We start from the raw sequence: 23,851 nt of genomic DNA on the forward strand, positions 1-23,851 counted from the left end.
ACCTGCCCCACGCCAGCCACATGGCGCCGGCGGCCCCGCGCTCACCGCGTGGTGAAGTTCACCGGCACCGAGAAGCTCGCCCCGTTGCCGTCCGGCGGGCGCGGGAAGGGCGAGGCGCGGCGCACGGTGGCGACCGCCTCCGCATCCAGCACCGCCGAGCCCGAGGAGCGCGTCAGGCTCGCCGAGGTGACCCGCCCGGACCCGTCCAGCGAGAACCGCACCGACGGCCGCCCGGTGATGCCCTGGGCCCCCGGCGGGTAGCGCTTGAAGCGGTTGAGGTGCGCCGAGACCATGGCCGCCCATGAGGCGCGCGACATGGAATTGGCGCTGCTCGCCCCCTGGGAGGGGGCCGCGGTGCGCCGGGCGGGCGCGGTCTCGGAGCGCGGCGCCGCCGAGGTGGTCGGCGCCTGCTTGCGCTTGGTGGGCTTGGCCTCGGGCTTCGGCTTCTCCTTCTCGGGCGGCTTCGGCTTCTCCGGCGGGATCGGCACCGGCTCGGGCTCGGGCTTGTGCAGCACCACGTCGGACTGGACCGGCGAAGGCGCCATCTCGGGGATGTCGTCCTCCACCACCTGGCGCTCCACCGGTTCGGGGGGCGGGGTCTCGGTCTCGGGCTCGTCGGGGGCGTCGGGCGTGGTCTCGGGCGCCTGCACCATCTGCGGGCCGGGCGCGAGGTCCTCCACTTCGCTCGGCGCGCTCACGGGCAGCGCCGCAAGCTCGATCATCATCGCCGCCGGCGGCATCTGCGCCGGCGGCTCCAGGCTGCGCAGATACAGCGCGCCATAGACCGCCGCCGCGTGCGCGGCGAGGATGATCGCGCCGCCGGCGATCCAGCGCAGCACCGTGTGGCGGAGATGGTTGCGGTCGAAGTCGTGCCAGTGGTGGTGGACCGCGCTCACTGCGGCGCCCCCCCGGCAGGCGCCCCTCCCCCGCCGGTGGGCGCCGCCGGGGGCGATGCCCCCTGGAGCGCAGGGGCACCCGCCGCCTCGCCTGGCGCGGGTGCGGCGGCGGGCGCGGCCGGAAGCTGGGCCTCGCTGCCATCGAGGCCGACCAGCGCGACCTTCAGATAGCCCGCCCCGCGCAGCAGGTTCATCACCTCCATCACGTCGCCATAGGGCACCGCCTTGTCGGCGCGCACGAACACGCGCTGCTCGCGGTCGGTGCCGGTGCGCCCGTCGAGCGCCTGGCCGAGGCTCGGGCGCGCCACCGGGTCGTCGCCGAGGGCCAAAGTGAGGTCCTTCTTCACCGACAGGAACAGCGGCTTGTCCGGGCGCGGCTGCGGCTGGGCGTTCGAGGTGGGCAGGTCCACCTTCACGTCCACGGTGGCGAGCGGGGCCGCCACCATGAAGATGATCAGCAGCACCAGCATCACGTCGATGAAGGGCGTGACGTTGATCTCGTGGGTCTCGACGAGGTCGTCCCCGCCGTGGTCGAGCTTGGCGGCCATGGGATGCGTCCTCCGCTCACTCGGCGGCGGCGTGCAGGGAGACCACCTCGGCAACGAGGTCGTCGTCGCCCGCGGCGGCGCGGTCGAGGTCGCGCGACAGATGGCGCATCACCTCGGCGGAGGTGTCGGCGAGCGAGGCCTTGTAGCCGGCGATGGCGCGCGCGAACACGTTGTAGATCACCACCGCCGGAATGGCGGCGACGAGGCCGATGGCGGTGGCGAGCAGCGCCTCGGCGATGCCGGGCGCCACCACCGCGAGATTGGTGGTCTGCGCCTTCGAGATGCCGATGAACGCGTTCATGATGCCCCACACGGTGCCGAACAGGCCCACGAACGGGGCGGTGGCGCCGATGGTGGCCAGGATGCCGGTGCCCACCGCCATGCGGCGGCCGGCCGCGGCCTCGATGCGGTTCAAGGCGACGGCGACGCGCTCCTTGATGCCGTCCGCCGGCAGGCCCTCGGAATGGCGCCATTCGCCGACCGCGGCGCGCACCGTGGCCGGAGCCGCGCCCTTGCCCAGCGGCAGGTCGCGCGCGGCTTCCACCAAAGTCGGCGCGGCGCGCAGGGCGGCGAGCGTGCGGGCGACCGAGCGTCGGGCGAAGGCGATCTCGAGCGACTTGGCGAGCCACACCGTCCAAGTGAGAATCGAAGCGAAGGCGAGGCCGATCATCACCGCCTTCACCACCAGATCGGCCGCCATGAACATGCCCCACGGGGACAGATCATGCGGCAGCAGGCCATTGGCGGCGGCGGCTGGCGGCGGGGGCGCGCTGTCGGCAGGCGCCAGGTCCTGCGCCCCATGGTCGCCGGGGGACGCCTGGGTGGCCGGGGCGGAGGGCGCGGCCGGGGCGGCAGAAGCCGGGGCGGCCGGCGCCAAGGACGGCGCGGTGGCCGGGCGAGCGGGCGCAGGTGCGATGGGCGAAGATGCGGCGGGCGCGGAAGCTGCGGCGGGCGGCGCCGGGTCCTGCTGGGCATGGCCTGGGGCCGCCGCGCCGGCGGCCAGAAGCCCGGCGAGCACCAGCGCACCGGCAAAACGGCGGACCGGCACGGCAAAGGGCGAAATCAAACGGAAGCAATGAACCATCGCACGTCACCAGCAGCTCGATCTATGAATTGGGCGCTGGCGATCCCGCGCTGCGGGAATGGCTTGCAAATACCTTCATACGCCAAGCGAGCCCATTCGTTAAGCCTCGCATCCCTCCGCGCCATGCGCCGGCATGCCGCACAAGTGGCGCGGCCAGGCCTCGGGGCGGTGCGAGCGGCGGCCGCCCGGCCCGCGCCCTTACTTCTCCTTCAGGAAATCCACGAAGGCCCGCAAGGGCGCGGGCATGTGCCGGCGGCTGGGAAAATAGAGGAAGGGGCCGGCAAAGGGCTGGCTCCAGTCCTCCAGGATCGCCACCAGCGCGCCCGCGCCCAATGCCGGCGCGAGGAAGCCCTCGAAGCTGTGGAGGATGCCGAGCCCCGCGCGCGCGGCAGCGAGCTTCAGATCGATTTCCGACGTGGCGAGCGGGCCCGGCGCCGCCACCCGCTCGACCACGCCGTCCTTCTCGAACTCCCAGGCGGGCATGGCCCCGCTCTCGAACACGTGGCTGAGGAGCGTGTGCCGTTCCAGCTCGCGCGGATGGAGCGGGCGGCCCCGCCGGGCGAGATAGTCCGGCGCGGCCGCCGTCACGAAGCGCTGCTGCCTCGGACCGATGGGCACCGCCACCATGTCCTGGGCGAGCCGCTCGCCATAGCGCACGCCGGCATCGAAGCCCTCGGAGAGGACGTCCACGAAGCGGTTGTCGGAGGTCACGGACAGGGTGATCGCAGGATAACGCTCCAGGAAGCGCGGCACGATCTCCGGCAGGACGAGGCGCGCCACCACCACCGGAACGTTGAGGCGCAGCGTTCCGGCGGGGCTGTCGCGCACCGCGTTCACCGCGTCGAGCGCAAGCGCCACGTCGTCCAGTGCGGGGCCGAGCCGCTCCAGCAGGATGCGGCCGGCTTCGGTCGGCGTTACCGAACGGGTGGTGCGGTTCAGGAGCCGCACGCCGAGGTCGGCCTCCAGGCGGCGCAGGGCCTCGCTCAAGGCCGAGGGCGAGGCGCCCCGCCGCGTCGCCGCCCCGCGGAAGGAGCGCGCCCGCGCCACCGCCACGAACACGTCGAGATCGGCCAGATCGACCCGCTTCATTGTCCATAATCCCGCACAACTTATTCCGAGAATACACCATTGTCGCACACTGTCGCCAGCGGGATAGTCCCGGCCGGAAACGCCGCCGGACCGGCGGCGCAGGAGGATGAAATGGAACAGCGCCGTCTCGGGGCGAACGGGCCCCGCGTCTCCGCCATGGGCCTCGGCTGCATGGGCATGTCCGGCATGTACGGCCCCGCCGACCGTGCGGAGAGCATCGCCACCATCCACGCCGCGCTCGATGCCGGCGTGACGCTCCTCGACACCGGCGACTTCTACGGCTCGGGCCACAACGAGATGCTGATCGCCGAGGCGCTGAAGGGCCGGACGCGCGAGGAGGTGGTGATCAGCGTGAAGTTCGGCGCCCTGCGCGATCCGGCCGGCGGCTGGGGCGGCAATGACACCCGGCCGGCCGCGATCCGCAACTTCCTGGCCTATACGCTGCAGCGGCTCGGCACCGACCATGTGGACATCTACCGTCCGGCGCGCCTCGATCCCGGCGTGCCCATCGAGGACACGGTGGGCGCGATCGCCGATCTGGTGAAGGCGGGATACGTGCGCCATGTGGGCCTGTCCGAGATGGGCGCCGAGACCATCCGCCGGGCCCACAAGGTCCACCCGATCTGCGACCTCCAGATCGAATATTCGCTGCTCTCGCGCGGCATCGAGGACGGCATCCTGGCCACCTGCCGGGAGCTGGGCATCGGCGTCACCGCCTATGGCGTGCTCGCGCGCGGCCTGATCAGCGGCCATTGGCAGGCGGGACGCGCCGGCGCCGGCGATTTCCGTGCCGCAAGCCCGCGCTTCCAGGGCGGCAACGAGGCGGCGAACCTCGCTTTGGTGGAGGCCCTGCGCCAGGTGGCGCAAGGGCGCGGCATCACCGTCGCGCAGGCCGCCATCGCCTGGGTCACGGCGCAGGGCAGCGACATCGTGCCCCTGGTGGGCGCGCGGCGCAGGGACCGCCTGGCGGAGGCGCTCGGGGCGTTCGAGACCCGGCTCGGGCCGGCCGACCGCGCCGCCATCGAGACGGCGGTGCCCAGGGATGCCGCCGCCGGCGCACGCTACAACGCGGTCCAGATGGCCAATCTCGACAGCGAGCGGGCGGCCCCCTGAGGCGGCGGCGGACCGTGCCCGAGGGCGGTGTCAGGCAGAGGCCGGCGGCGGGCGGCGGGGACCCGGCGCGAGGCGCGAGGCGGGCCAGGCGAGCAGGATCATGGCCACCCCCGCGATCAGGAACACCACCTCGGCGCCGATCCGCTCCGCCACCCCGGCCATCACCACCGCGCCGATCGCCTGGCCGGTGAAGAACGAGCTCGCGAACAGCGCCACCCCGGAGCCGCGGGCTTCGGGCGCGAGCTCGGTGGCGAGGATCTGCAGCACGTTGTGGATCATGTAGAAGGCGAAGCCGGCGATGGCGAAGGCCACGGCCGCCATGCCGAGGCTCGGCACCAAGGCGGCGCCGATGAAGAACACGCCGACCGAAGCCCCGCCGGTCGCGATCATGCCCCTGAGGCCGAGGAAACGCACCAGCAGGCCGACCGAGAGCGAATAGCAGGCGCCGCCGAGCGCGAACGCGCCGATCACCAGCCCGGCCTCGACCGCATTGCCGAGCCCGTGCGCCACCATCAGCGCCGCCACCAGCGGAAAGATCCCGAAGGTGACGGCCCCTTCCACCGCGGCGACGCCGTAGAGCTTCAGCGACAGCGGGTTGCGCAGCACCAGGCGGTAGCGCGCCAGCGCCGAGGTGAAGGAGAGCCGCTCGCGGGCGCTGTTCTCCGACAGGAAGACCGTGCAGCCGACGCAGCCGAGGGATGCCACCGCGCAGGCGGTCCAGAACACTTGGCGCCACCCCAGCCACTCGGCGATGAAGCCGGACGCCGTGGATCCGAGGAGCTGGCCGAGGATGAGGGCGAACAGCACGCGGCTCAGCGCCACCGGCCGTTCGGCGAAGCTCGCGCGGTCCCCCACCGTGGCGAGGACCACCGGAATGATGCCGCCGGCGAAGCCGCCGGAGACGATCCGGGCGACGAACAGCACCTCGTGGCTCGGCGCCAGCGCCGAGGCGGCGAGCCCGAGCGCCAGCACCGCGAGGTTGATGCGCACCAGCCGCACCTTTCCCACGGCGTCGCCGATCGGCCCGAACACCAGCTGCATGGAGGCGTAGGCCAGGGTGAACGCCGATGCCAGCGTCGCCACTTGCCCTAGCGTAATGTTCAGGTCCGCCGCCACTTTGTAGACCATGGGGTCGATGGCACGCATGGAAAATGCGCTCGCGAAGGTCGCCAGACCCAGGACGTAAAGATAGTTCATACCGGCCGTGGGATGTCGCGTGGAGCACGCGCGGAGAAAAACGGCGCGCCCGATCCGCGTTGCCGCCCGATGGACCGCAAGCGATCCGCCAGGGACAGCAAACCCGTCTCGCCAATACGTTAGAGGACAGTTCACCAGCCGGAGGGACGCATGGTCTGCGCCCCTGCGGCCGGATTGCGCCCCAGCGCGGCCGATGAACAGGGGTGGAATCCGCGGGCGCCCAGGTCAAGCGATACGCCGCATGGCTCGAGGACGAGATCTTGCGCTGAACGCATGGCTCCATCTAATCATTGACACGGCGCACAATATTTCTATGTTGCTATGCGTCGTCCGAGATATGTCGAATCCAAGCGCGCCGTCCGACGACCACTCGTCTGAGCCCGTACGGCACGGGACGTTCGATCGCGGCGCGCTGCCGCATCCAAAAGATGCAATGTCATTTTCTGAACTCGGCCTGAGCGAAAAGGTTCTCGCGGCCGTCGCAGACACCGGCTATACGCAGCCGACTCCCATCCAGGCCCAGGCCATCCCCCACGTCCTCGCGCGCCGCGACGTCCTCGGCCTCGCGCAGACAGGAACGGGCAAGACCGCCGCCTTCACCCTGCCGATGCTCACGCTTCTGGAGCATGGACGGGCACGTGCGCGCATGCCGCGCACGCTGATCCTGGAGCCGACCCGCGAGCTTGCGGCCCAGGTCGAGGAGAACTTCGTCCGCTACGGCAAAAACCACAAGCTGAACGTCGCCTTGCTCATCGGCGGCGTCTCGTTCGGCGACCAGGATACCAAGCTGGTGCGCGGCGTGGACGTGCTGATCGCCACGCCCGGGCGCCTGCTCGACCATGTCGAGCGCGGGCGCCTGCTGCTGTCCGGCATCGAGGTGCTCGTCATCGACGAGGCCGACCGCATGCTGGACATGGGCTTCATCCCCGACATCGAGCGCATCTGCAAGCTCGTGCCCTTCACCCGCCAGACGCTGTTCTTCTCGGCCACCATGCCGCCGGAGATCCAGCGCCTGGTCTCGCAATTCCTGTCCAACCCGGTGCGGGTGGAGGTGTCGAAGCCCGCCTCTGCCGCCGCCACGGTGACCCAGCTCCTGATCGCCTCCGGCGGCGAGGACTTCGAGAAGCGCGACGTGCTGCGCGAGCTGATCCGCAACTGCGAGGGACTGCAGAACGGCATCATCTTCTGCAACCGCAAGCGCGAAGTGGCGGTGCTGCACCGCTCGCTTCAGAAGCACGGCTTCAACGCCGTGGCGCTCCACGGCGACATGGACCAGCACGCCCGGATCAAGGCGCTGGACCAGTTCCGCAACGGCGAGGCGACGCTGCTGGTCGCTTCCGACGTGGCCGCCCGCGGCCTCGACATCCCGGCGGTGAGCCACGTCTTCAACTACGACGTGCCGCACCACGCCGAGGACTATATCCACCGGATCGGCCGCACCGGCCGCGCCGGGCGCTCCGGCACCTCCTTCACCCTCGTCACCCATGCGGATGCGAAATCGCTCGCGGCGATCGAAAAGCTGATCGGCAATTCCGTGCCCTGGCACGGCGAGCCGCTCGGCGAAGCCCCGCCGCGGGAGCGGCGCGTGCGCCGCGAGGGTGGCCGCGAAGGTGGCCGCGAGGGCGGCCGCGAGGACGGCCGCCTGCGCGGCAAGCGGCGCATGGAGAAGGACGGACGTCCCGAGCGCGCGCGCGGCGAAAGCGAGCGTCCCGCCCGCACCGAGCGGCCGGAAAGCGAGCGTCCCGCCCGCACCGAGCGGCCGGAAGGCGAGCGTCCCGCACGGGCCGAGCGGCCGGAGCGTCCCGAGCGGGCGCCGCGCGCCGAGCGCCCCGAGCGGAGCGAGCGTCCCGAGCGGACGGAACGTCCTGAGCGGAGCGAGCGTCCCGAACGGGCGGAGCGTCCCGAGCGCAACCGCGGTCCGCGCGAGGGAGCGGAGCGTGCCCCGCGCCGCGAGCGCGCACCGGCCGGTGAGCCGGCCGACATGTCGCACCTGCCCGCCTTCCTGCTGCGCCCGGTGCGCGTGAAGGCCGGCTGATCCCGGCACCCCGCCCGTTCGGGCGGAGGGCCGTCCCGCTCTTGCGTCACGCCCGGCACCCGCCGGGCGTTGCGATTCGTGGGGCGGGGAATGCGAGCTCCTAATTTGTGAGCGGCCCACCGGTCCCAAGACCGGGCGGATATGGACGCCGGGCGGCGCCACAGAGGAAAATCCCCCGCTCGCCGCCCGCGGTAGGCATTCGTTGACGCGGCGCGTGTTTCTTCTTTCGCGTGCGCACTATAAGGGGCCGTGCAGCCGGCCCGTTGCCGCGCGACGCGATCTTTACCGACCCCTGCGAGGCCAAAGATGTCTGTCCAGAACCAACGGCTCATCGATTACTGCCGCTCGGGCCGCAAGAAGGTGAACGGCTGGTTCGCCCGCAACGACGCCGAGCTGTTCCTGCGCATTCTCGACCTCCAGCAGGAGCTGGGGGTGTCCGGCTCGGCCGTGGAGATCGGCGTCCACCACGGCAAGTCGTTCGTGCCCCTGTGCCTTGCCCTCGCCGGCGGCGAGAAGGCCCTGTGCATCGACATCTTCGACGACCAGTCGCTGAACGTGGACAATTCCGGCCAGGGCAACCGCGCGGTGTTCGAGGCCAATCTCGGCGCGTTCGGCATCGACAGCGCGAAGGTGATCATCCGCAAGGCCTCCTCGCTCGACGTGAAGCCCCAGGAGATCACCGACGCCGTCGGCCCGGTGCGATTCTTCAGCGTCGACGGCGGCCACTGGCACGACATCGTCATCAATGACCTCGACCTCGCGGCCGCGACCCTCGCCGAGGGCGGGGTGATCGCCCTCGACGATTTCCTCAAGCAGGCCTGGCCGGACGTCTCCTACGGCTTCTTCGACTGGCACCGGGAGAAGGGGCAGGACTTCGCGCCCATCGCCATGGGGACCTCCAAGCTCTATCTCGCCCGCAAGTCGTTCGCGCAGAAGTATCTCGACGGCCTCATGGCGAGCCCGGAGATCCGCGCGCGCATCTACAAGGTCTACGACTTCATGGGGGTGAAGGTTCCGGTGCTGATCGAGCCCTACCCCGCCTTCGTCATCGCCGCCAAGAACAAGCTCGCCGAGAGCAATGGCGAGCTGCTGGACCGGCTGCTGGCGCTGAAGCGCCGCTATATGTCCTGACGGCGGCGGCGCGCCCGCTCCGGCGCGCCTTGTTCCTGGGCGGCTCAGGGCCGCTTCCGCGCCGGCCGGCGGGCCTTTGCCGCAGCGGCGCGGGCCACCGCGAGGGCGCGCCGCGCGAGCACCGCGAGGTCGTCCGGATCGTCCATGGCCGCCTCCGGCAGGCGCCAGAAGCTCATGACCGTGCGCCGGCCGTTGCTGGCCACGTAGCCGAAGGGCGCGGAGCCGCGCGCCTCGAGCTCCCGGGCGAACGCCGCGTCGGCCTTCAGATAGAGCACGCCGCCGGCCTCGAGCGCGAACATCGCCCCGTCCGCGTAGATGCCATGGCCGCCGAACATCGCCCGCACGGCAACCGGGCCGAAGGCCGCGAACAGGTCGTCGAGGTGCGCCCGATCCACCGCCATCCCCGCGTCAGGAGCGCAGCAGTTCGAGAAGGCGCGCGGCCGCGTCCATCTCGGTGCGGCGGGCGGCGCGGCGCGCGGTCGCGGTCGCGTCGTCGCCCCACTGCTCGCGGTTGAAGTCCTCGTCCACATGGGCCGCGTCCCAGGCGGCCGGCGTCTCCAGCGCGCCGTCCGCGACCGCGAGCGCCAGCAGCGCCGAGCCCATGAGCGTGGTCATGGAATGCACCGCCGCCAGCGCGAGCGGCTGCGCCGGCACCAGCGCCGCCACCTTGGCCAGCGAAGCCTCCGGCTGGGCCACGTGGCGGATGCCCTGGGCGAGGAAGAATGGCGCGCCATGCCGCGCGCGCATCCAGTCCAGCACGCCGTCCCAATGCCGCGCCTGGCGCTCCACCAGGGTCTGCGGCCCCGCGGCGCGGTAGAAGACAAGGTCGGAGCCGGCGTAGCGCACCACCTCGTCCCGCACCGCCTCGACCTCCGGCGCCACCCGGTCGATGGCGACGTTCACGAGCCGGGTCAGCGGCATGGTGAAGGGATCGATCTGCGCGCCCTGCGCCGCCCATTCCCGCGCCATGGCCTCGGCCAATGCCCGGGTCGGCACGGCGAGCAGCCTGCGGGCGGGGGTGCGCACGGGCCGGCCGTCGAGCAGGATGGTGAAGCCGCCCCCCTCGTCCTGCGGCCCCTCCCCCACGCTCACGTCGGTGTAGAAGCGCTTCGGCAGCGCCATCTTCTGCGCGGCGCGCACGCGGGCGACCGGGTCCCCCGGCTCGGCCGCATGAAGGTCGTCCACGAGGTCTCGCATGATGGGTCCTCCGGCGGTCAGGCGCTCACGGCGCCGCGGCGCGCCACGAGGCCGAACGCCGCGTCCGGCACTTCCTCGAAGCGGTGCACCAAGATATGGGCGCCGGCCCGGCTCAGTTCCTCGATCGGATGATAGCCCCAGGAGACGCCCAGCGCCGAGGCCCCGGCGGCGCAGGCCATGGCCATGTCGAAGCTGGTGTCGCCGACCACCACCGTCTCCTGCGGCCCCGCGCCCACCTCGGCCATGGCCTGGAGCACCATGGCGGGATGCGGCTTGGAGGGCGCGTCGTCGGCGGTCTGGATGGTGGCGAACCAATCCTCCATGCGGTGCGCCGCGAGCACACGGGCCACCCCGCGCCGCGCCTTGCCGGTCACCATGCCGAGGATCACGTCGTCGCGCTGGCGCAAAGCGTCGAGCACCTCGCGCGCGGCGGGGAACATGGGCTCCGGCGGCTCGCTGTCGCGCAGCCGCGTGAAGGCGGTGCGGTAGGCATCGACCATGGCTTCGATCGGATAGGCGGCATCGCCCGCGGCGAGCACCGCGAACGCCTCCGGCAAGGACAGCCCCACCACGGACAGGATGCGCTCGCGCGACGGCGGCTCGACCCCGCGGGCCGCATGGGCGTCGCGCATGGCGGCGACGATCAGATGCTGGCTATCCACCAGCGTGCCGTCGCAATCGAACAGAACCAGCGTCATCCCCCCACCGCCTTCGTCATTTCTGGCTCATCTTCTGGGTCGCCACGTCGTAGAGCCAGGTCTCGCCGGAGGGATCGATGAACACCACCTGCCGGAACCCGCGCTGCTGGCACTGGCGCGGGAACGGACCGGAGACGATCAGCTCGGCCGCGGTCCTGGCGGGAAAATTGAACTTGATGGCGAGCACAGCGGCATCCTCGCCGGAGGTCGCCACCGTGAGATCGAGGCCGTTGTCCACGAACTTCTGCTGGGTCTGCTTGGCGAAGGCCTTGCGCGACTGGATGTCGGCCGGCGTCGCCGGCGGCGGGGTGTGGACGGTGGGCAAAGGCAGCTGGGCCTCGCCGATCCCGGTTTCGGCCGGACCGGGGGCGGCGAGCGCCAAGGCGCCACCCGGCGCCGACGTCGTCGCGGGCTGGATCGAGCCGAACGGATGGGGGGCGGTCAGCGCCTGGCTGGAGGCCGGCGGGGCGTCCGGCGGCGGGGCGAAGGGGGTTGGCGCGACGGCGGGCGGTGCGGCCGGGTCGGCCGCCGCCTGGGGCTGCGCCGCCGGCGCCGCGTCCGCGGGTCCGGCGGCCGGGGCACCGGCCTCGAGCGCGGCCTGCAGCGCGCTTGCGGCGCCCTCGGGGGGCGCCAGGGGGACGGCGTCCAGCACCCACCAGACCAGCGCCCCCACCAGCAGGGCCGCGCCGGCGCCGCCGAAGCCCACCGCGAAGGGCACCCAGGCGCGCGACCTCAGGCTGCGGGCGCAAAAGGGACAATGGTCCTCCTCGGGATAGACCTGCGCCCCGCAGCCGGGGCAGAAGTCCGACCTCGAGTCCATGGGCACATCTCCGAACGCTGGAACCACCAAGCCGTCCCCGAAAGCCGGGAACGGCGCGCAAGGGCACGGCCTCTAACAGACCATTGTGGCGGTTCCTAACCCGGATTGCCAAAATTGAGCGACGGCGGCGGCGGCATGTCGAGGCCGGGCCCGAGATTGTCGAACTGCTGCTGGATCTGCTGCTGGTCGAGCTGCACGCCGCCCGACTTGTAGTGGGTCACCATGCCGGGGAACAAGAAGATGAGCGCCACCATGATGAGCTGGATGCACACGAACGGCACCGCGCCCCAATAGATCTGCCCGGTGGTGACCGGCTGCATCATCTTGCCCGTCACGCGGTCCACATACGGCACCTTGGCGGCCACGGAGCGCAGGAAGAACAGCGCGAAGCCGAACGGCGGGTGCATGAACGAGGTCTGCATGTTCACCGCCAGCATCACGCCGAACCAGATGAGGTCGATGCCGAGCTTGTCGGCGGCCGGCCCCAGCAGCGGGATGATGATGAAGGCGAGCTCGAAATAGTCGAGGAAGAAGGCGAGCAGGAAGACCAGGATGTTGACCGCGATCAGGAAGCCGGTCTGCCCGCCCGGCAGCGAGACCAGGAGCTCCTCCACCCATTTGTGGCCGTCCACGCCGTAGAAGGTGAGCGAGAACACGCGCGCGCCGAGCAGGATGAACAGCACGAAGGCGGAGAGCTTGGCGGTGGAATAGGTCGCCTGCCGCAGCAGGTCGAACTTCAGCCGTCCGCGCGCCAGCGCCAGAGCGAGCGCGCCGACCGAGCCCATGGCGCCGCCCTCGGTCGGGGTGGCGACGCCGATGAAGATGGTGCCGAGCACCAGGAAGATCAGCGCCAGCGGCGGCACCATGACGAACACCACCTGCTCGGCGAGCTTGGAGAGCAGGCCGAGCCGGAACACCCGGTTCACCAAGGCGACGACGAAGGCGAAGCCAACCGTCGCCGACATGGTGAGCACCACATAGTCGGCGCCGAACTTCACGCCGCTCTCCGCCATCAGGAAGATGGCGGCGCCGACGGCGATGGCGAGGGCGATGAACAGCGAGGGCGTGAGCAGCTTCGCCGCGCCCGCCATGACGAAGAACAGGACGACGAAGGCGACGACGCCCCACGCCAGGGTGTTGGCGATCCCCGGCAGGAGGTTCGCGGTCAGCGCCGGCAGGGACCCGGTGGCGATCAGGAAGGCGAAGCCCGCAGCGGCGATCACGCCGAGCAGGCGCGCGGGAGCGGCCTTCTGGTTCGGGTCGCGCAGGGTCTGGGCCTCCAGAGGCAGGCCCGGCGCTGCGCCCGGGAAGATGGTCGACACGATGAAGATGTAAACGGCGTAGAGCCCGGCCAGGATCAGGCCCGGCAGGAACGCGCCCTCATACATGTCGCCCACCGAGCGGTTGAGCTGGTCGGCCATGACGATGAGCACGAGCGAGGGCGGGATGATCTGGGCGAGCGTGCCCGAGGCGGCGATCACCCCGGAGGCGACGCGCCGGTCATAGCCATAGCGCAGCATGATGGGCAGCGAGATCAGGCCCATGGAGATCACCGAGGCGGCCACCACGCCGGTGGTGGCGGCGAGCAGCGCGCCGACGAAGATCACCGCGTAAGCAAGGCCCCCACGCACCGAGCCGAACACCTGGCCGATGGTGTCGAGCAGGTCCTCCGCCATGCCCGAGCGTTCAAGAATCAGGCCCATGAAGGTGAAGAACGGCACCGCCAGCAGCACCTCGTTGTTCATGGTGCCGTAGACGCGCTCGGGCAGTGCCTGAAGGAATTTAGGCTCGAACAGACCGAGCCAGATGCCGACCAGGCCGAAGATCAGGCCGTTGGCCGCCAGCGAGAAGGCGACCGGATAGCCGAGCAGCAGGAACACCACCAAAGCGGCGAACATGATCGGCGCCATATTGTGGATGAACCAGCCCCTGAAGCCGGGCTCGGCCGCGACGGCGAGGTCCGGGGCGAGCGCGAGCAGGAGGCCGAGGGCGAGCGCCAAAGCGGCGAGGGAAAGCCGGGTCTTCATCGCACGCCTCACTTGCCGGTCGCGCGGGGCGCGGGGTCGGTTCCCCCGGGCGCAGCTATGCCGGGCACCGCGCCCGGGACCTCGGCCTCGGCGAGCAGCCGCTCGGCCTCCGCCGCCAGCGCCGCATGGCTGCCGCCCGAGCCCTCGTTGGGGTCCTCCATGCGGCCGGTGAAGATGGCGATGCGCTTGATGAGCTCGGAGATGCCCTGCAGCGTCAGGAAGAAGAAGCCCAGCGGCACCAGGAACTTGGCCGGCCATTGCGGGAGCCCGCCGGCGTTCAGCGACTGCTCGTTGATCTCGAACGAGTTCAGGAAGAAGGGCCAGGAGGTCCACAGCAGCAGGATCGAGAACGGCAGCAGGAAGAACAGGTGGCCGAAGATGTCGATGCCGTCGCGCACGCGCTTGCGCAGGTGGGAATTCACGATGTCGATGCGGATATGCTCGTTGTCCAGCAGCGTCCAGGACGCGCACAAAAGGAACACCGCCGAGAACAACACCCATTGCAGCTCGAGCCACGCGTTCGAGCTCATGTCGAACACCTTGCGCACCACGGCATTGGTGGCCGAGACGAAGATGGCGACGACGATGAGCCAGGCCGCGGCTTTGCCGATGCGCTTGTTGATGGCATCGATGGCCCGGGCGAGCGCGAGCAGCATTGACATGATCAAACGTCCCTCGGAGCGCTAGCGGCTCGAACCGCTCTTCTGGGACCACCTGGGGGCGTCCCGATTTGTGCCGGCACCATAGGCGAGAACGCGCCGGGTTCAAGGGGCGGCGCCCGCCCCCGGCGTCGCCCGCGCCGCCGCGCCGGCCCTGGTGCGCTGCATCTGAGACGAAAGTCGAACGGCAGGCGGATCTCCGCCCCCGCCTCCGCCACCGTCAACGGCCCGTCGGCGAACCGTCCGGCCAAGGGGGTGGGCCGGCAAGGCGCTCGCTGGCGGCGAAGCGGCCCCGCAGGCGGTCCCATTCAACCCGCCTGCCGGTTCCGGCGACCGGGCTCTCGCCCACGCACCAGATCTCGATGTCGGTGCCGGTCCGCGGCAGCAGGGCCACCGCCTGGCCGAGGCCGGCCCAGGCCGTGGTGCTCTCGTCCACGTCCGGCGGCCGCGTCCCGCACACGCTGAGGTCGAGCGCCGGGAAGACCTCGCGCGTCACCAGGTTCCAGCGGTCGGAGGCGCGGGAATAAAAGCGCAGGCGCCCGGCGCGCGGAATGCCGGCCGTCACGGCGCGCTCGGAGAGCCCAACCAGGGGAAATCCTTCCGGGTCGAGCCACATCACGAACTCGGTGACGAAGCCGGTCGCCCCCTCCGCGTCGCCGGCATCGTCGATGCGCAAATAGAAGCGCGGCCGGTCGAGGGTTACCGTCACCCGCGCCCGCGCGCCGTAGAGCACGCCGCCCGAGGCGGTGGCGGCGCCGTTCGGCTCGGCAAGCTCATAGGTGGGAAAGCCCTCGCCGCGGGCGATCTGCATCTCCCGGTAGAGGTCCACGATGTCGGGCATCTGGGCCCGCGCGCCCGCTGCCACGGCGCACAGCGCCACAAGCAGCACGCCGCGCGTGAGCGCCCGCCTCATCCTTCCGGCGATTCCAGGATCGGGTCGTACTGGCTGGCATCGAAGCCGAGCACGGCGAACGACTGCGCCATGTGCGGCGGCAGCGGCGCCGAGACGTCGATGAGGCCGGTCCCGCGCGGATGGGGGATGATGAGGCGCCGGGCGAGCAGATGCAGCCGCCGCTGCAGGCCGCCGGGCAGCTCCCAGTTCTCGATGTCGAAATATTTCGGATCGCCGACGATCGGATGGCCGATATGGGCCATGTGGGCGCGCAGCTGGTGGGTGCGCCCGGTCACCGGCTTCAGCGACAGCCAGCTCATCTTCTGCGCCGCCTGGTCCACCACGGCATAATAGGTGATGGCGTGGCTCGCCTCGTCCTCGCCGTGGCGGGCGACGCGCATCTTCTCCTCGTCCTCGTCGCGGGCGAGATAGGTGGAGATGCGCCCCTGGCGCGGCTTGGGCACGCCGGGCACCAGCGCCCAGTAGATCTTGCGCGCCTCGCGCGAGCGGAAGCTTTTCGCCAGCACCGAGGCGGCGAGGCGCGATTTCGCCACCAGCAGGCAGCCGGCGGTGTCCTTGTCGATGCGGTGCACCAAACGCGGCTTCTGCCCGTCCTTGTCGCGCATGGCCTCCAAGAGGCCGTCCACGTGCCGGAAGGTGCCCGAGCCGCCCTGCACCGCCAGGCCGAACGGCTTGTTGAGCACCATCACGTCCTTGTCCTCGTAGAGGATCAGGGACTTCAGGAAGGCGCGGTCGTCCGCGCCCTTGCCGGATCCCCTGGCCGGGCGCGGCGCGCTTTGCCCTTCGCCAGCGAAGGACCCACCCGCGGCCCGCGCGTCGGCGGATCCATCCTCGGGCGATCCGGCGCCGGCCGCGCCCTCCTGCGCCGCCTCGCCGCCGATCGGGGGGATGCGCACGCTCTGGCCGGGGTCGAGGCGGGTCGAGGTCTTGGCGCGGCCACCATCCACGCGCACCTGCCCGGTGCGCACCAGCTTCTGCAGGTGCCCGAAGGACAGGTCCGGATAATGCGCCTTGAACCAGCGGTCGAGGCGCATCCCGGCCTCGTCCTCGGTGACCTTCTTCAGTTCGACCGCCATCAGCGGAACATCCCCACCGGGCCCGCGCCCATCCTCGCCTGACCCATAAAGCAAGCGGCGCGCGTCGTCACGTTCAGCTCATGGCGCGCATCAGCTGGATGCCGGCGAACACCCCGAGGAAGGCGAACGTCACCGAGCCGAGCACATAGGCCGCCGCCAGCCCGTGCTCGCCCCGCTCCATGAGGAAGAAGAAGTCGAGAGAGAAGGTGGAGAAGGTGGTATAGCCGCCGAGAACCCCCGTGGTCAGGAACAGCCGCAGCGACTGGCTCCAGTCCTCGCCGTCCTTGAAGGCGAGGTAGCCGATGATGAGTCCCATCAGCAGGCTGCCCGTGACGTTCACCACGAAGGTGGCGAAGGGAAACCCCGTGCCGAGCAGCTTCGGCAGGGTGATGTTGAGCAGATGCCGCATGACGCCGCCGAGGCCGGCGCCCACGAACACGATGAGGGTGGGATACATCGCGGAAGCCCTCGCTGCGGCAGTGGACCGGATGGGATTGACGCCGACATGACATCGGAGTCGGCGCCGCGGCACCAGCCCCATTTTCCGCTTCGCGGGGCGCGGCCCGGCGAAGCCAGCAAAGGCACGTCCTCGCACCCGCGGGCGCCGGCGCTCCATCGGCCGGACGCGGCCCATCTCGCGAACGTGACCGCCCTGCCGGGGCGAACGGCGGGCGTCCGGCGTTGATTTCAAAGATGTCTCCCGGCTGGGCCCCAGCCGGGCCCTCGCCGCTGAAGGAGTGCACTGCCGATGCGCCGCTTTCCCCTCGTCCTCGCCTTCGCCCTCGTCGCGGCCGGCGCCGCGCGCGCCCAGGACCGGCCGGTCACCGACGACGAGCGGGCCAAGGTGACGGCGGCGCTGTCGGCCCACGCCTGCCAGCCCGGATCGATCGAGATGGACGACGGCCTGTTCGAGGTGGACGATGCCGTCTGCGCCGATGGCAAGCGCTATGATTTCAAGTTCAAAGCCGACATGACGCTGATCGAGAAGACGCGCGAGGACTGAACCGGCCTCAGTCCCCCCCGCGCTCCGCCCGCAGCCGCGCCCAATAGTCCATGCGCTTTCTGATCTCGCGCTCGAAGCCGCGCTCCACCGGGTGGTAGAAGCTCTGGCGGCCGATGCTGTCGGGGAAATAGTTCTGGCCGGAAAAGGCATCCGGCTCGTCGTGGTCGTAGCGGTAGCCCGCCCCGTAGCCCTCGCCTTTCATGAGCTTGGTCGGGGCGTTGAGGATGGTCTTGGGCGGCGTCAGCGAGCCGCCCTCCTTGGCCACCCTCCTGGCGCTGGAGAAGGCCTTGTAGACGGCGTTCGATTTCGGCGCGGTGGCCATGTAGACCACCGCCTGCGCCAGCGCCAGCTCGCCCTCCGGGGAGCCGAGGAAGTCGTAGGCCTCCTTGGCGGCGTTCGCCACCACCAGCGCCTGGGGATCGGCATTGCCGATGTCCTCCGACGCCATGCGCACGATGCGCCGGGCAAGGAACAGCGGTCCCTCGCCCGCATCCAGCATGCGCGCCAGATAATACAGCGCCGCGTCCGGGTCCGAGCCGCGCACCGCCTTGTGCAAAGCGGAGATGAGATTGTAGTGGCCGTCCTCGCTCTTGTCGTAGATCGGCGCGCGGCGCTGCACCACCTCGGCGAGGCCGGCGACGTCGAACATCTCGCCGGCGCGGGCGGCGCGCCACACCTCCTCGGCGAGGGTGAGCGCGGCGCGCCCGTCGCCGTCCGCCATGTGGACGAGCGCGATGCGCGCCTCCTCGGTCAGCGGCAGCGGCCGCTCCTCGATCGCCTCGGCGCGGGCGAGCAGCCGGGCGATCGCCTCGGCGTCGAGCGGCTTGAACACCAGGACCCGGGCGCGCGAGAGCAGCGCCGCGTTGAGCTCGAAGGACGGGTTCTCGGTGGTGGCGCCCACCAGCGTCACCGTGCCGTCCTCCATCACCGGCAGGAAGCTGTCCTGCTGGGCCCGGTTGAAGCGGTGGATCTCGTCCACGAACAGCAGCGTCGCCGTGCCGGTGAGGCGGCGCGCGCGGGCCTGCTCGAACACCTTCTTGAGGTCGGCGACACCGGAGAAGATGGCCGAGATCTGCTCGAAGTGCAGGTCGGTGGCGTTGGCCAGCAGGCGCGCCACCGTGGTCTTGCCGGTGCCCGGCGGGCCCCACAGCACCAGCGAGCCGAGCGAGCGGGTCTCCAGCATGCGCGAGAGCACCCCGTCCGGCCCGACCAGATGGTCCTGCCCCACCACCTCGGCGAGCACCGTGGGGCGCAGGCGATCGGCGAGCGGGCGGGCGATCTCGGCCCCGAGCCCGGCCGCCTCGAACAGGTCCGCCATCGGCCTCAGCCCGGCAGGACGGCGGAGATGGTGCGCCCGGCGCGCACCACCACCACGCGCCAGGCGCGCTGCGGGGTACGGATGACAAGGTCGAGGTCGCGCGTGCGCACCACCTTCTGGCCGTTCACCTCGAGGATCACGTCGCCGGCCTTGAAGCCGGCGGCGGCGGCAGGCGTGCTGTCGTCCACGTCGTAGACCACCACGCCCACCGCGTTGGGATCGACCCGCAATTCCTCCGCCACCGCGGGCGACAGGTTGACCACCGTCGCGCCGGCGAAGGGCGAGCGGGCCTTCAGCTGGATCTCCTCGCGCGGGACCGTCTCCGGCGCCCCCTCCAGCACCACGATGAGCGCCACCTCCTTGCCCGAGCGGCTGACGGCGAACGCCGCCTTGCCGCCGATGGGGCGGGTGGCGATGCGGTAGTTGAGCGACTGCGGATCGTCCACCACCTGGCCTTCCACCGCGACGATCAGGTCGCCGGCCTTGAGGCCCGCTTTGGCGGCGGGGCTGCCCGTCACCACCGAAGTGATGAGCACGCCGCTCGGCCGCTGGAGGCCGAGCCCTTCGGCGAGCTCCGCCGTCACCCGCTGGAGCGAGGCGCCGAGCCACGGCCGGCGCACCGACTTGCCGCCGCTCCTCGCCTGCTCGATCACCACCCGCGCCATGTTCACCGGAATGGCGAAGCCGATGCCGTGCGAGCCGCCGGAGCGCGAATAGATGGCGGTGTTGATGCCCACCAGGCGCCCCGCCATGTCCACCAGGGCGCCGCCCGAATTGCCGGGATTGATGGCGGCGTCGGTCTGGATGAAGAACTGGTAGTCGGAGATGCCCGCCTGGGTGCGGGCGAGCGCGGAGACGATGCCTTGCGTCACCGTCTGGCCGACACCGAAGGGATCGCCGATGGCGAGCACCAGATCGCCCACCGCCAATTCGTCGGAATCGCCCAGCGCGATCACCGGGAAGCTCTCCTTGCCCTCGCGCCGGATGCGCAGCACGGCAAGGTCGGTGCGCTGGTCGCGCAGCAGCACGTCGGCCTCGTATTCGCGCTTGTCGTTGAGGGCGATGCGGATCTCGTCCGCCTGCTCGATCACGTGATAGTTGGTGACCACGAGCCCCGACGCATCGACGATCACGCCCGAGCCGAGCGAGCGCTGCATGCGCTCCGGCGAGCCCAGGCCCGGACCGCCGCGATTGCCGAAGAAGCGGCGGAAGAACGGATCGTCGAACATCGGATTGCGCGGCTGCGCCTTCAGCGCATAGACGTTCACCACCGCCGGCGCGCTCTTGGCCACCACCGGCGCGAAGGAGAGCTGCACCTCGGCGCGGGAGGCGGGTACGCGCACCTGCGGCTGCTGCGCGCCGGCAGCGCCGGCAGCGGCGACGGTGAGCAGGCACCCCAAGGCGCCGGCCACCAGCATGCTTCCTCTCATCCCACGACCTCTCGCAAATCGCCGCCCCGCCCGGCACCGGTTCCGCGCCCACTTTTGCGCCAGAGCCGGCCCGGCGTCTACCGCGCCGCGCGCCGCCGAGGCCGCCGTTGACTTCCCGCCAAACGGGCGCAGTCTTGACCGTGGCCGGTCTCGTCAGGGGGGCACGCCATGAAGAGGGTCGCTTTGGGCCTGTCCGCCGTGCTGCTCGCCGCCATGCCGGGACATGGGCGGGACCTGGCGTCCGGCGACCCGCGCCTTGCCTACGCCTGCGGCTGGTATGCCATCTCGGTGTGCGCGACGGAGATCGCGCCCGCCCGTGACGCAAGGGAAACATGGGGCAGCGGCGAGGTGATCGACACCAGCGCGCTGGACTTCCCCAATTTCGCCGACGGCCATTTCTGCCATGTGATCGGACCGCGGGACAAAGGCGGCGCCGAGATCGCCGCCATGCGCCTCAGGCAGAACGGCTTCGGCTCCGCCTACGCCAAGTACGCCTGCTGACACCCCACTCCAGGCCGGACGCATCTGCCGGCCGGCGCGCAGCTCGGCTCAAGCGATCTTGCGCAGCAAGTCCTTGAGCACCCAATCGCGGAACACCTCCACCTTGGGCAGGTTCTCCCGCGCCTGCGGCACCACGAGGTAATAGGCCGAGGGCGAGTGCAGGCGCACGTCGAACGGCTCCACCAGCAGCCCACGCGAGATGTCGTGGCGCACCACCGCCGAGCGGCCCATGACGATGCCGAGGCCCTCGATGGCCGCCTGGAAGGCGGGATAGAGCAGATCGCAGGTGATCTCGCGGGCGAAGCCGAGGCCCGGCACCCCCGCCCGGTCCAGCCAGAACGGCCAGTCGTCGCGCACCAGCAGCGGCGAGCCGGTGCGGATGATGGTGTGGCGCTGGAGGTCGGCCGGCGCCTTCAGGTCCGGATCCTTCTCCAAAAGCCGCGGGCTGCAGACCGGGAAGACCTCCTCCTCGCCGAGCTTGTGGGCGCTCATGCCCGGCCAGTCGCCCACCCCGTACTGGATCGACACGTCGAAGTCCGGCCGCGCCGGCGGCGCGTTGGGGATGATGGTCTTGAAGCGCAGCGCCAGCTCCGGGTGCTGGTCCTGGAACGCGGCGATGTGCGGCAGCAGGCTCTTGATCTCGAACGTGCCGAGGCAACCGATGGTGAGCGTGTCGTCGCGCTGCTCGTGGCTCGCCCGGTCGGTGGCGAGCGAGATTTCGGCGATCACGAGCCGCGCCGCGGCCACAAACTGCTCGCCCGCCGGGGTCAGGCGCAGGCGCCCGCCGTCGCGGGAGAACAGCTGGATGTCGAGCGTCTCCTCGAGATTGCGGATCTGGTGGCTGATGGCGGTCTGGGTCAGGTTCAGCTCGACCGCGGCGCGCGTGAAATTGAGGTGCCGCGCCGCCGCCTCGAATGCCTGAAGCGCCCTCATGGAGGGCAAATGCCTGCGCACTGTTCTTGCGCCTCTCGTTTGATCCGCCCGGTAGGGCGGCCTCCCCTTGAAAGCGTTCATTACATCAGCTCGATGCAAAGCGCATCCGCTCTCGGCCGCCCCGCCTTGCGACGTGCGTTGCGCGAAGGTTCCCAGACGGCGGCGCCGGCCGGCCGGCGCGCGACAGGGGGGCCGACCGGCGCGCCAGGACGCGCCGGTCCGCCCGCCTCAGCCGATCTTGAAGGGGTCGCGCGGCTGGCCGGTGAGCTCCACGTAGACCGATTTGGTCTCGGTGTATTCGCGGATCGAATCGGTGCCGTTCTCGCGCCCGAGGCCGCTTTCCTTGAAGCCGCCGAAGGGGGTGGCGAAGGACACCACGCGATAGGCGTTGATCCAGACCGTGCCGGCGCGCAGCTGGTGGGCCACGCGGTGGGCGCGGTGCACGTTCTGCGTCCACACCGCGGCGGCGAGGCCGAAGCGCGTGTCGTTGGCGATCCGGATCGCCTCTTCCTCATCCTTGAACTTGATGACGCCGAGCACCGGGCCGAACACCTCCTCGCGGGCGATGCGCATGTCGTTGTTCACCCCGGCGAGCACCGTGGGTTGCACGAAATAGCCGCCGAGCGCGGGGTCGCCCTGCCCGCCATAGAGCACCTGCGCGCCCTCCCCCTTGGCGATGTCGATATATTCCAGCACCTTCTTGTACTGGGGCTCGTTCGCCACCGGGCCCATCTCGGTCTCCTCGGCGAGCGGGTCGCCGAGGCGGATCTGCCGGGTGCGCTCAACGATCTTCTCGAGCAGCACGTCGTGGACGCTCTCCTGCACTAGAAGGCGCGAGCCGGCCATGCAGGTCTGCCCCGTGGCGCCGAAGATGCCGGCGATGGCGCCGTTGGCGGCGACGTCGAGATCGGCGTCCTCGAACACGATGTTGGGCGACTTGCCGCCCAGCTCCAGCGAGACGCGCGTCAGGTTCTCGGCCGCCGAGGCGGCGATGCGCTTGCCGGTGGAGGTGGCGCCCGTGAAGGCGAGCTTGTCGATGTCCGGATGCTTGACGAGGTGGGCGCCGATCGACCCCTGCCCCGTCACCACATTGTACACGCCGGGCGGAAAGCCCGCCTCCTCGAAGCGCTTGGCGAGCTCCAGCGTCGACACCGGGGTGTGCTCGGACGGCTTCACCACGAAGGTGCAGCCGGCGGCGAGGCCGGGCGCGAGCTTGAACACCAGCAGCAGGCCGGGCGAGTTCCACGGCGTGATGGCGCCCACCACGCCGATCGGCTCACGGCGCGTATAGATGAAGAAGTTCGGGCGGTCGGAGGGGACGACATCGCCCTGGAGCTTGTCCGCCATGCCGGCATAATAATAGAAATACTCGGGAATATACTTCCACTGACCGAGCATCTCGCGATAGAGCTTGCCGTTGTCGTTGCACTCGATGCGCGCGAGCTCCTCGGCGTCGCGGGCGATGATGTCGGCGAGCCGGCGCATCATGGCGCCGCGCTGGGTGGCGGTCATCTTGCCCCACGGGCCGTCGTCGAACGCCCGGCGGGCGGCAGCGACCGCCGCGTCCATGTCCGCCGCGGTGCCGTCCGGCACCACCGCCCACACCTTGCCGGTGTAGGGATTGAGGCTGTCCATCTCCTGCGCCGGGGGGATCTCGCGGCCATCGATATAAAGGCCGTAGTGCCGGATCGGCGCGCCTTGGGTCACCTTCTGGTCCATGAGATTTTCTCCCTGGTGTCGCGCCTTTGGCGGCGCGCGTGCGGGCGGGACGGGCGGCACCAGCCACGTCTCCCCCCTTGTTCCGGGCGAGAGCACGCGCCGATCGGCTTGCCGCGCAACCTGATTGGATAGTGCGTTCTCTCTTTGAAGGTTAGAGGGCGAATGACCGGTCAGGTTGGTTCAACCCGATCGGATCGCGCTCTAACTACCGTGCGGGCGACCCATCCGCGCAAATGACGCTTTTGAATGGCCTGGCAAAATTTTCTCATGCCTCGCAGCGGCCCGCCATAAGAGCGGTCAATGAAACTTCCTCATGGCGCACATGAGAAACCATCCTTTGGCCGGCCCACGGGCCGCTGCCTATAAAGGCTCCAGGATCGCGTCGTCTGAGGTCAATCCGGGAACCTGATGTATTTCCTTGGATTTCCGGCTCTGCGGGCGACGGAAAGCGGGCCGGCGGCGGC

23 protein-coding genes are annotated in these 23,851 nt (G+C 70.6%); 5 read left to right on the forward strand and 18 right to left on the reverse strand.

Annotated features, from left to right (window positions below; translation table 11 throughout):
* Window positions 1–41 precede the first annotated feature (41 nt).
* The 4 genes from ABLE88_RS01465 to ABLE88_RS01480 form a co-directional block, all read right to left on the reverse strand.
* Window positions 42–896 carry an energy transducer TonB family protein gene (locus tag ABLE88_RS01465; RefSeq protein WP_348829599.1) on the reverse strand — a complete coding sequence of 285 codons (855 nt, stop codon included), beginning with the start codon at window positions 894–896 and terminating at the stop codon, window positions 42–44.
* Complete coding sequence (gene exbD, locus ABLE88_RS01470) at window positions 893–1,444, reverse strand: TonB system transport protein ExbD (protein WP_348829600.1); 552 nt, start codon at window positions 1,442–1,444, stop codon at window positions 893–895. Before exbD ends, ABLE88_RS01465 begins: the two co-directional genes overlap by 4 nt.
* Before the next feature lie 16 nt (window positions 1,445–1,460).
* Window positions 1,461–2,528: a tonB-system energizer ExbB gene (exbB, locus tag ABLE88_RS01475; RefSeq protein ID WP_348829601.1), complete on the reverse strand. Its 1,068-nt coding sequence runs from the start codon at window positions 2,526–2,528 to the stop codon at window positions 1,461–1,463.
* A 198-nt stretch (window positions 2,529–2,726) separates the two neighbouring features.
* Window positions 2,727–3,617 carry a LysR family transcriptional regulator gene (locus ABLE88_RS01480; protein WP_348829602.1) on the reverse strand — a complete coding sequence of 297 codons (891 nt, stop codon included), beginning with the start codon at window positions 3,615–3,617 and terminating at the stop codon, window positions 2,727–2,729.
* Between the two features lie 111 nt (window positions 3,618–3,728).
* Here ABLE88_RS01480 and ABLE88_RS01485 point away from each other — a divergent pair, with 111 nt between their 5' ends.
* A complete protein-coding gene (locus tag ABLE88_RS01485) occupies window positions 3,729–4,730 on the forward strand; it encodes an aldo/keto reductase (protein WP_348829603.1) in 1,002 nt (333 codons plus the stop codon).
* A 30-nt stretch (window positions 4,731–4,760) separates the two neighbouring features.
* On the opposite strand, the gene ABLE88_RS01490 is transcribed toward ABLE88_RS01485, so the two are convergent.
* Window positions 4,761–5,927 (reverse strand): MFS transporter, encoded by a 1,167-nt coding sequence (locus ABLE88_RS01490; protein WP_348829604.1) that lies wholly within the window; start codon window positions 5,925–5,927, stop codon window positions 4,761–4,763.
* 433 nt (window positions 5,928–6,360) lie between these two features.
* Here ABLE88_RS01490 and ABLE88_RS01495 point away from each other — a divergent pair, with 433 nt between their 5' ends.
* Both ABLE88_RS01495 and ABLE88_RS01500 read left to right on the forward strand, forming a co-directional pair.
* Window positions 6,361–7,962, forward strand: coding sequence for a DEAD/DEAH box helicase (locus ABLE88_RS01495; RefSeq protein ID WP_348829605.1), 1,602 nt, complete (start codon window positions 6,361–6,363; stop codon window positions 7,960–7,962).
* A gap of 306 nt (window positions 7,963–8,268) precedes the next feature.
* Window positions 8,269–9,093, forward strand: a complete 825-nt coding sequence (locus tag ABLE88_RS01500; RefSeq protein WP_348829606.1) for a class I SAM-dependent methyltransferase — start codon at window positions 8,269–8,271, stop codon at window positions 9,091–9,093.
* Between the two features lie 44 nt (window positions 9,094–9,137).
* Here the strand turns inward: ABLE88_RS01500 and ABLE88_RS01505 are convergent, their stop codons facing one another.
* The 9 genes from ABLE88_RS01505 to crcB all read right to left on the reverse strand — a co-directional run bounded on the left by ABLE88_RS01505 (window position 9,138) and on the right by crcB (window position 16,940).
* Window positions 9,138–9,494 carry a TfoX/Sxy family protein gene (locus ABLE88_RS01505; protein WP_348829607.1) on the reverse strand — a complete coding sequence of 119 codons (357 nt, stop codon included), beginning with the start codon at window positions 9,492–9,494 and terminating at the stop codon, window positions 9,138–9,140.
* A 7-nt stretch (window positions 9,495–9,501) separates the two neighbouring features.
* A complete protein-coding gene (locus tag ABLE88_RS01510; protein WP_348829608.1) occupies window positions 9,502–10,290 on the reverse strand; it encodes an ATP12 family chaperone protein in 789 nt (262 codons plus the stop codon).
* Between the two features lie 17 nt (window positions 10,291–10,307).
* A complete protein-coding gene (locus ABLE88_RS01515) occupies window positions 10,308–10,988 on the reverse strand; it encodes an HAD-IA family hydrolase (protein WP_348829609.1) in 681 nt (226 codons plus the stop codon).
* A gap of 16 nt (window positions 10,989–11,004) precedes the next feature.
* On the reverse strand, window positions 11,005–11,808 hold the full coding sequence (locus tag ABLE88_RS01520) for a hypothetical protein (RefSeq protein ID WP_348829610.1): 804 nt from the start codon (window positions 11,806–11,808) through the stop codon (window positions 11,005–11,007).
* Between the two features lie 95 nt (window positions 11,809–11,903).
* Window positions 11,904–13,718 carry a TRAP transporter large permease gene (locus ABLE88_RS01525; protein ID WP_348831057.1) on the reverse strand — a complete coding sequence of 605 codons (1,815 nt, stop codon included), beginning with the start codon at window positions 13,716–13,718 and terminating at the stop codon, window positions 11,904–11,906.
* Window positions 13,719–13,843: 125 nt separating this feature from the next.
* On the reverse strand, window positions 13,844–14,497 hold the full coding sequence (locus tag ABLE88_RS01530; protein ID WP_348829611.1) for a TRAP transporter small permease subunit: 654 nt from the start codon (window positions 14,495–14,497) through the stop codon (window positions 13,844–13,846).
* Window positions 14,498–14,714: 217 nt separating this feature from the next.
* On the reverse strand, window positions 14,715–15,407 hold the full coding sequence (locus tag ABLE88_RS01535; protein WP_348829612.1) for a hypothetical protein: 693 nt from the start codon (window positions 15,405–15,407) through the stop codon (window positions 14,715–14,717).
* Window positions 15,404–16,483: an RluA family pseudouridine synthase gene (locus ABLE88_RS01540; RefSeq protein WP_348829613.1), complete on the reverse strand. Its 1,080-nt coding sequence runs from the start codon at window positions 16,481–16,483 to the stop codon at window positions 15,404–15,406. The genes ABLE88_RS01535 and ABLE88_RS01540 overlap by 4 nt, the downstream gene beginning before the upstream one ends.
* 73 nt (window positions 16,484–16,556) lie before the next feature.
* On the reverse strand, window positions 16,557–16,940 hold the full coding sequence (crcB, locus tag ABLE88_RS01545) for a fluoride efflux transporter CrcB (protein ID WP_348829614.1): 384 nt from the start codon (window positions 16,938–16,940) through the stop codon (window positions 16,557–16,559).
* A gap of 291 nt (window positions 16,941–17,231) precedes the next feature.
* On the opposite strand from crcB, the gene ABLE88_RS01550 reads away from it, so the two are divergent.
* Window positions 17,232–17,486, forward strand: coding sequence for a PepSY domain-containing protein (locus ABLE88_RS01550; protein ID WP_348829615.1), 255 nt, complete (start codon window positions 17,232–17,234; stop codon window positions 17,484–17,486).
* A 7-nt stretch (window positions 17,487–17,493) separates the two neighbouring features.
* Here the strand turns inward: ABLE88_RS01550 and ABLE88_RS01555 are convergent, their stop codons facing one another.
* Together ABLE88_RS01555 and ABLE88_RS01560 are read right to left on the reverse strand one after the other, a co-directional pair.
* On the reverse strand, window positions 17,494–18,804 hold the full coding sequence (locus tag ABLE88_RS01555) for a replication-associated recombination protein A (protein ID WP_348829616.1): 1,311 nt from the start codon (window positions 18,802–18,804) through the stop codon (window positions 17,494–17,496).
* A 5-nt stretch (window positions 18,805–18,809) separates the two neighbouring features.
* Window positions 18,810–20,234, reverse strand: a complete 1,425-nt coding sequence (locus ABLE88_RS01560; protein WP_348829617.1) for a Do family serine endopeptidase — start codon at window positions 20,232–20,234, stop codon at window positions 18,810–18,812.
* Window positions 20,235–20,402: 168 nt separating this feature from the next.
* Here ABLE88_RS01560 and ABLE88_RS01565 point away from each other — a divergent pair, with 168 nt between their 5' ends.
* Window positions 20,403–20,735, forward strand: a complete 333-nt coding sequence (locus tag ABLE88_RS01565; RefSeq protein ID WP_348829618.1) for a hypothetical protein — start codon at window positions 20,403–20,405, stop codon at window positions 20,733–20,735.
* Between the two features lie 48 nt (window positions 20,736–20,783).
* Here ABLE88_RS01565 and gcvA read toward each other — a convergent pair whose 3' ends face one another.
* Window positions 20,784–21,749, reverse strand: a complete 966-nt coding sequence (gcvA, locus tag ABLE88_RS01570; protein WP_348829619.1) for a transcriptional regulator GcvA — start codon at window positions 21,747–21,749, stop codon at window positions 20,784–20,786.
* A 147-nt stretch (window positions 21,750–21,896) separates the two neighbouring features.
* Window positions 21,897–23,387, reverse strand: a complete 1,491-nt coding sequence (locus tag ABLE88_RS01575; protein WP_348829620.1) for an aldehyde dehydrogenase — start codon at window positions 23,385–23,387, stop codon at window positions 21,897–21,899.
* Between the last annotated feature and the right edge of the window lie 464 nt (window positions 23,388–23,851).

The sequence above is a fragment of the Xanthobacter luteus genome (genome assembly GCF_040049235.1).
GTDB lineage: Bacteria > Pseudomonadota > Alphaproteobacteria > Rhizobiales > Xanthobacteraceae > Xanthobacter.

Bases quoted from the DNA above. Each gene is read 5' to 3' on its own strand.
- exbD (WP_348829600.1), bottom strand. From the start codon at position 1,444: ATGGCCGCCAAGCTCGACCACGGCGGGGACGACCTCGTCGAGACCCAC.
- exbB (WP_348829601.1), bottom strand. From the start codon at position 2,528: ATGGTTCATTGCTTCCGTTTGATTTCGCCCTTTGCCGTGCCGGTCCGC.
- ABLE88_RS01480 (WP_348829602.1), bottom strand. From the start codon at position 3,617: ATGAAGCGGGTCGATCTGGCCGATCTCGACGTGTTCGTGGCGGTGGCG.
- ABLE88_RS01485 (WP_348829603.1), top strand. From the start codon at position 3,729: ATGGAACAGCGCCGTCTCGGGGCGAACGGGCCCCGCGTCTCCGCCATG.
- ABLE88_RS01490 (WP_348829604.1), bottom strand. From the start codon at position 5,927: ATGAACTATCTTTACGTCCTGGGTCTGGCGACCTTCGCGAGCGCATTT.
- ABLE88_RS01495 (WP_348829605.1), top strand. From the start codon at position 6,361: ATGTCATTTTCTGAACTCGGCCTGAGCGAAAAGGTTCTCGCGGCCGTC.
- ABLE88_RS01500 (WP_348829606.1), top strand. From the start codon at position 8,269: ATGTCTGTCCAGAACCAACGGCTCATCGATTACTGCCGCTCGGGCCGC.
- ABLE88_RS01505 (WP_348829607.1), bottom strand. From the start codon at position 9,494: ATGGCGGTGGATCGGGCGCACCTCGACGACCTGTTCGCGGCCTTCGGC.
- ABLE88_RS01510 (WP_348829608.1), bottom strand. From the start codon at position 10,290: ATGCGAGACCTCGTGGACGACCTTCATGCGGCCGAGCCGGGGGACCCG.
- ABLE88_RS01515 (WP_348829609.1), bottom strand. From the start codon at position 10,988: ATGACGCTGGTTCTGTTCGATTGCGACGGCACGCTGGTGGATAGCCAG.
- ABLE88_RS01520 (WP_348829610.1), bottom strand. From the start codon at position 11,808: ATGGACTCGAGGTCGGACTTCTGCCCCGGCTGCGGGGCGCAGGTCTAT.
- ABLE88_RS01525 (WP_348831057.1), bottom strand. From the start codon at position 13,718: ATGGCGCCGATCATGTTCGCCGCTTTGGTGGTGTTCCTGCTGCTCGGC.
- ABLE88_RS01530 (WP_348829611.1), bottom strand. From the start codon at position 14,497: ATGTCAATGCTGCTCGCGCTCGCCCGGGCCATCGATGCCATCAACAAG.
- ABLE88_RS01535 (WP_348829612.1), bottom strand. From the start codon at position 15,407: ATGAGGCGGGCGCTCACGCGCGGCGTGCTGCTTGTGGCGCTGTGCGCC.
- ABLE88_RS01540 (WP_348829613.1), bottom strand. From the start codon at position 16,483: ATGGCGGTCGAACTGAAGAAGGTCACCGAGGACGAGGCCGGGATGCGC.
- crcB (WP_348829614.1), bottom strand. From the start codon at position 16,940: ATGTATCCCACCCTCATCGTGTTCGTGGGCGCCGGCCTCGGCGGCGTC.
- ABLE88_RS01550 (WP_348829615.1), top strand. From the start codon at position 17,232: ATGCGCCGCTTTCCCCTCGTCCTCGCCTTCGCCCTCGTCGCGGCCGGC.
- ABLE88_RS01555 (WP_348829616.1), bottom strand. From the start codon at position 18,804: ATGGCGGACCTGTTCGAGGCGGCCGGGCTCGGGGCCGAGATCGCCCGC.
- ABLE88_RS01560 (WP_348829617.1), bottom strand. From the start codon at position 20,234: ATGAGAGGAAGCATGCTGGTGGCCGGCGCCTTGGGGTGCCTGCTCACC.
- ABLE88_RS01565 (WP_348829618.1), top strand. From the start codon at position 20,403: ATGAAGAGGGTCGCTTTGGGCCTGTCCGCCGTGCTGCTCGCCGCCATG.
- gcvA (WP_348829619.1), bottom strand. From the start codon at position 21,749: ATGAACGCTTTCAAGGGGAGGCCGCCCTACCGGGCGGATCAAACGAGA.
- ABLE88_RS01575 (WP_348829620.1), bottom strand. From the start codon at position 23,387: ATGGACCAGAAGGTGACCCAAGGCGCGCCGATCCGGCACTACGGCCTT.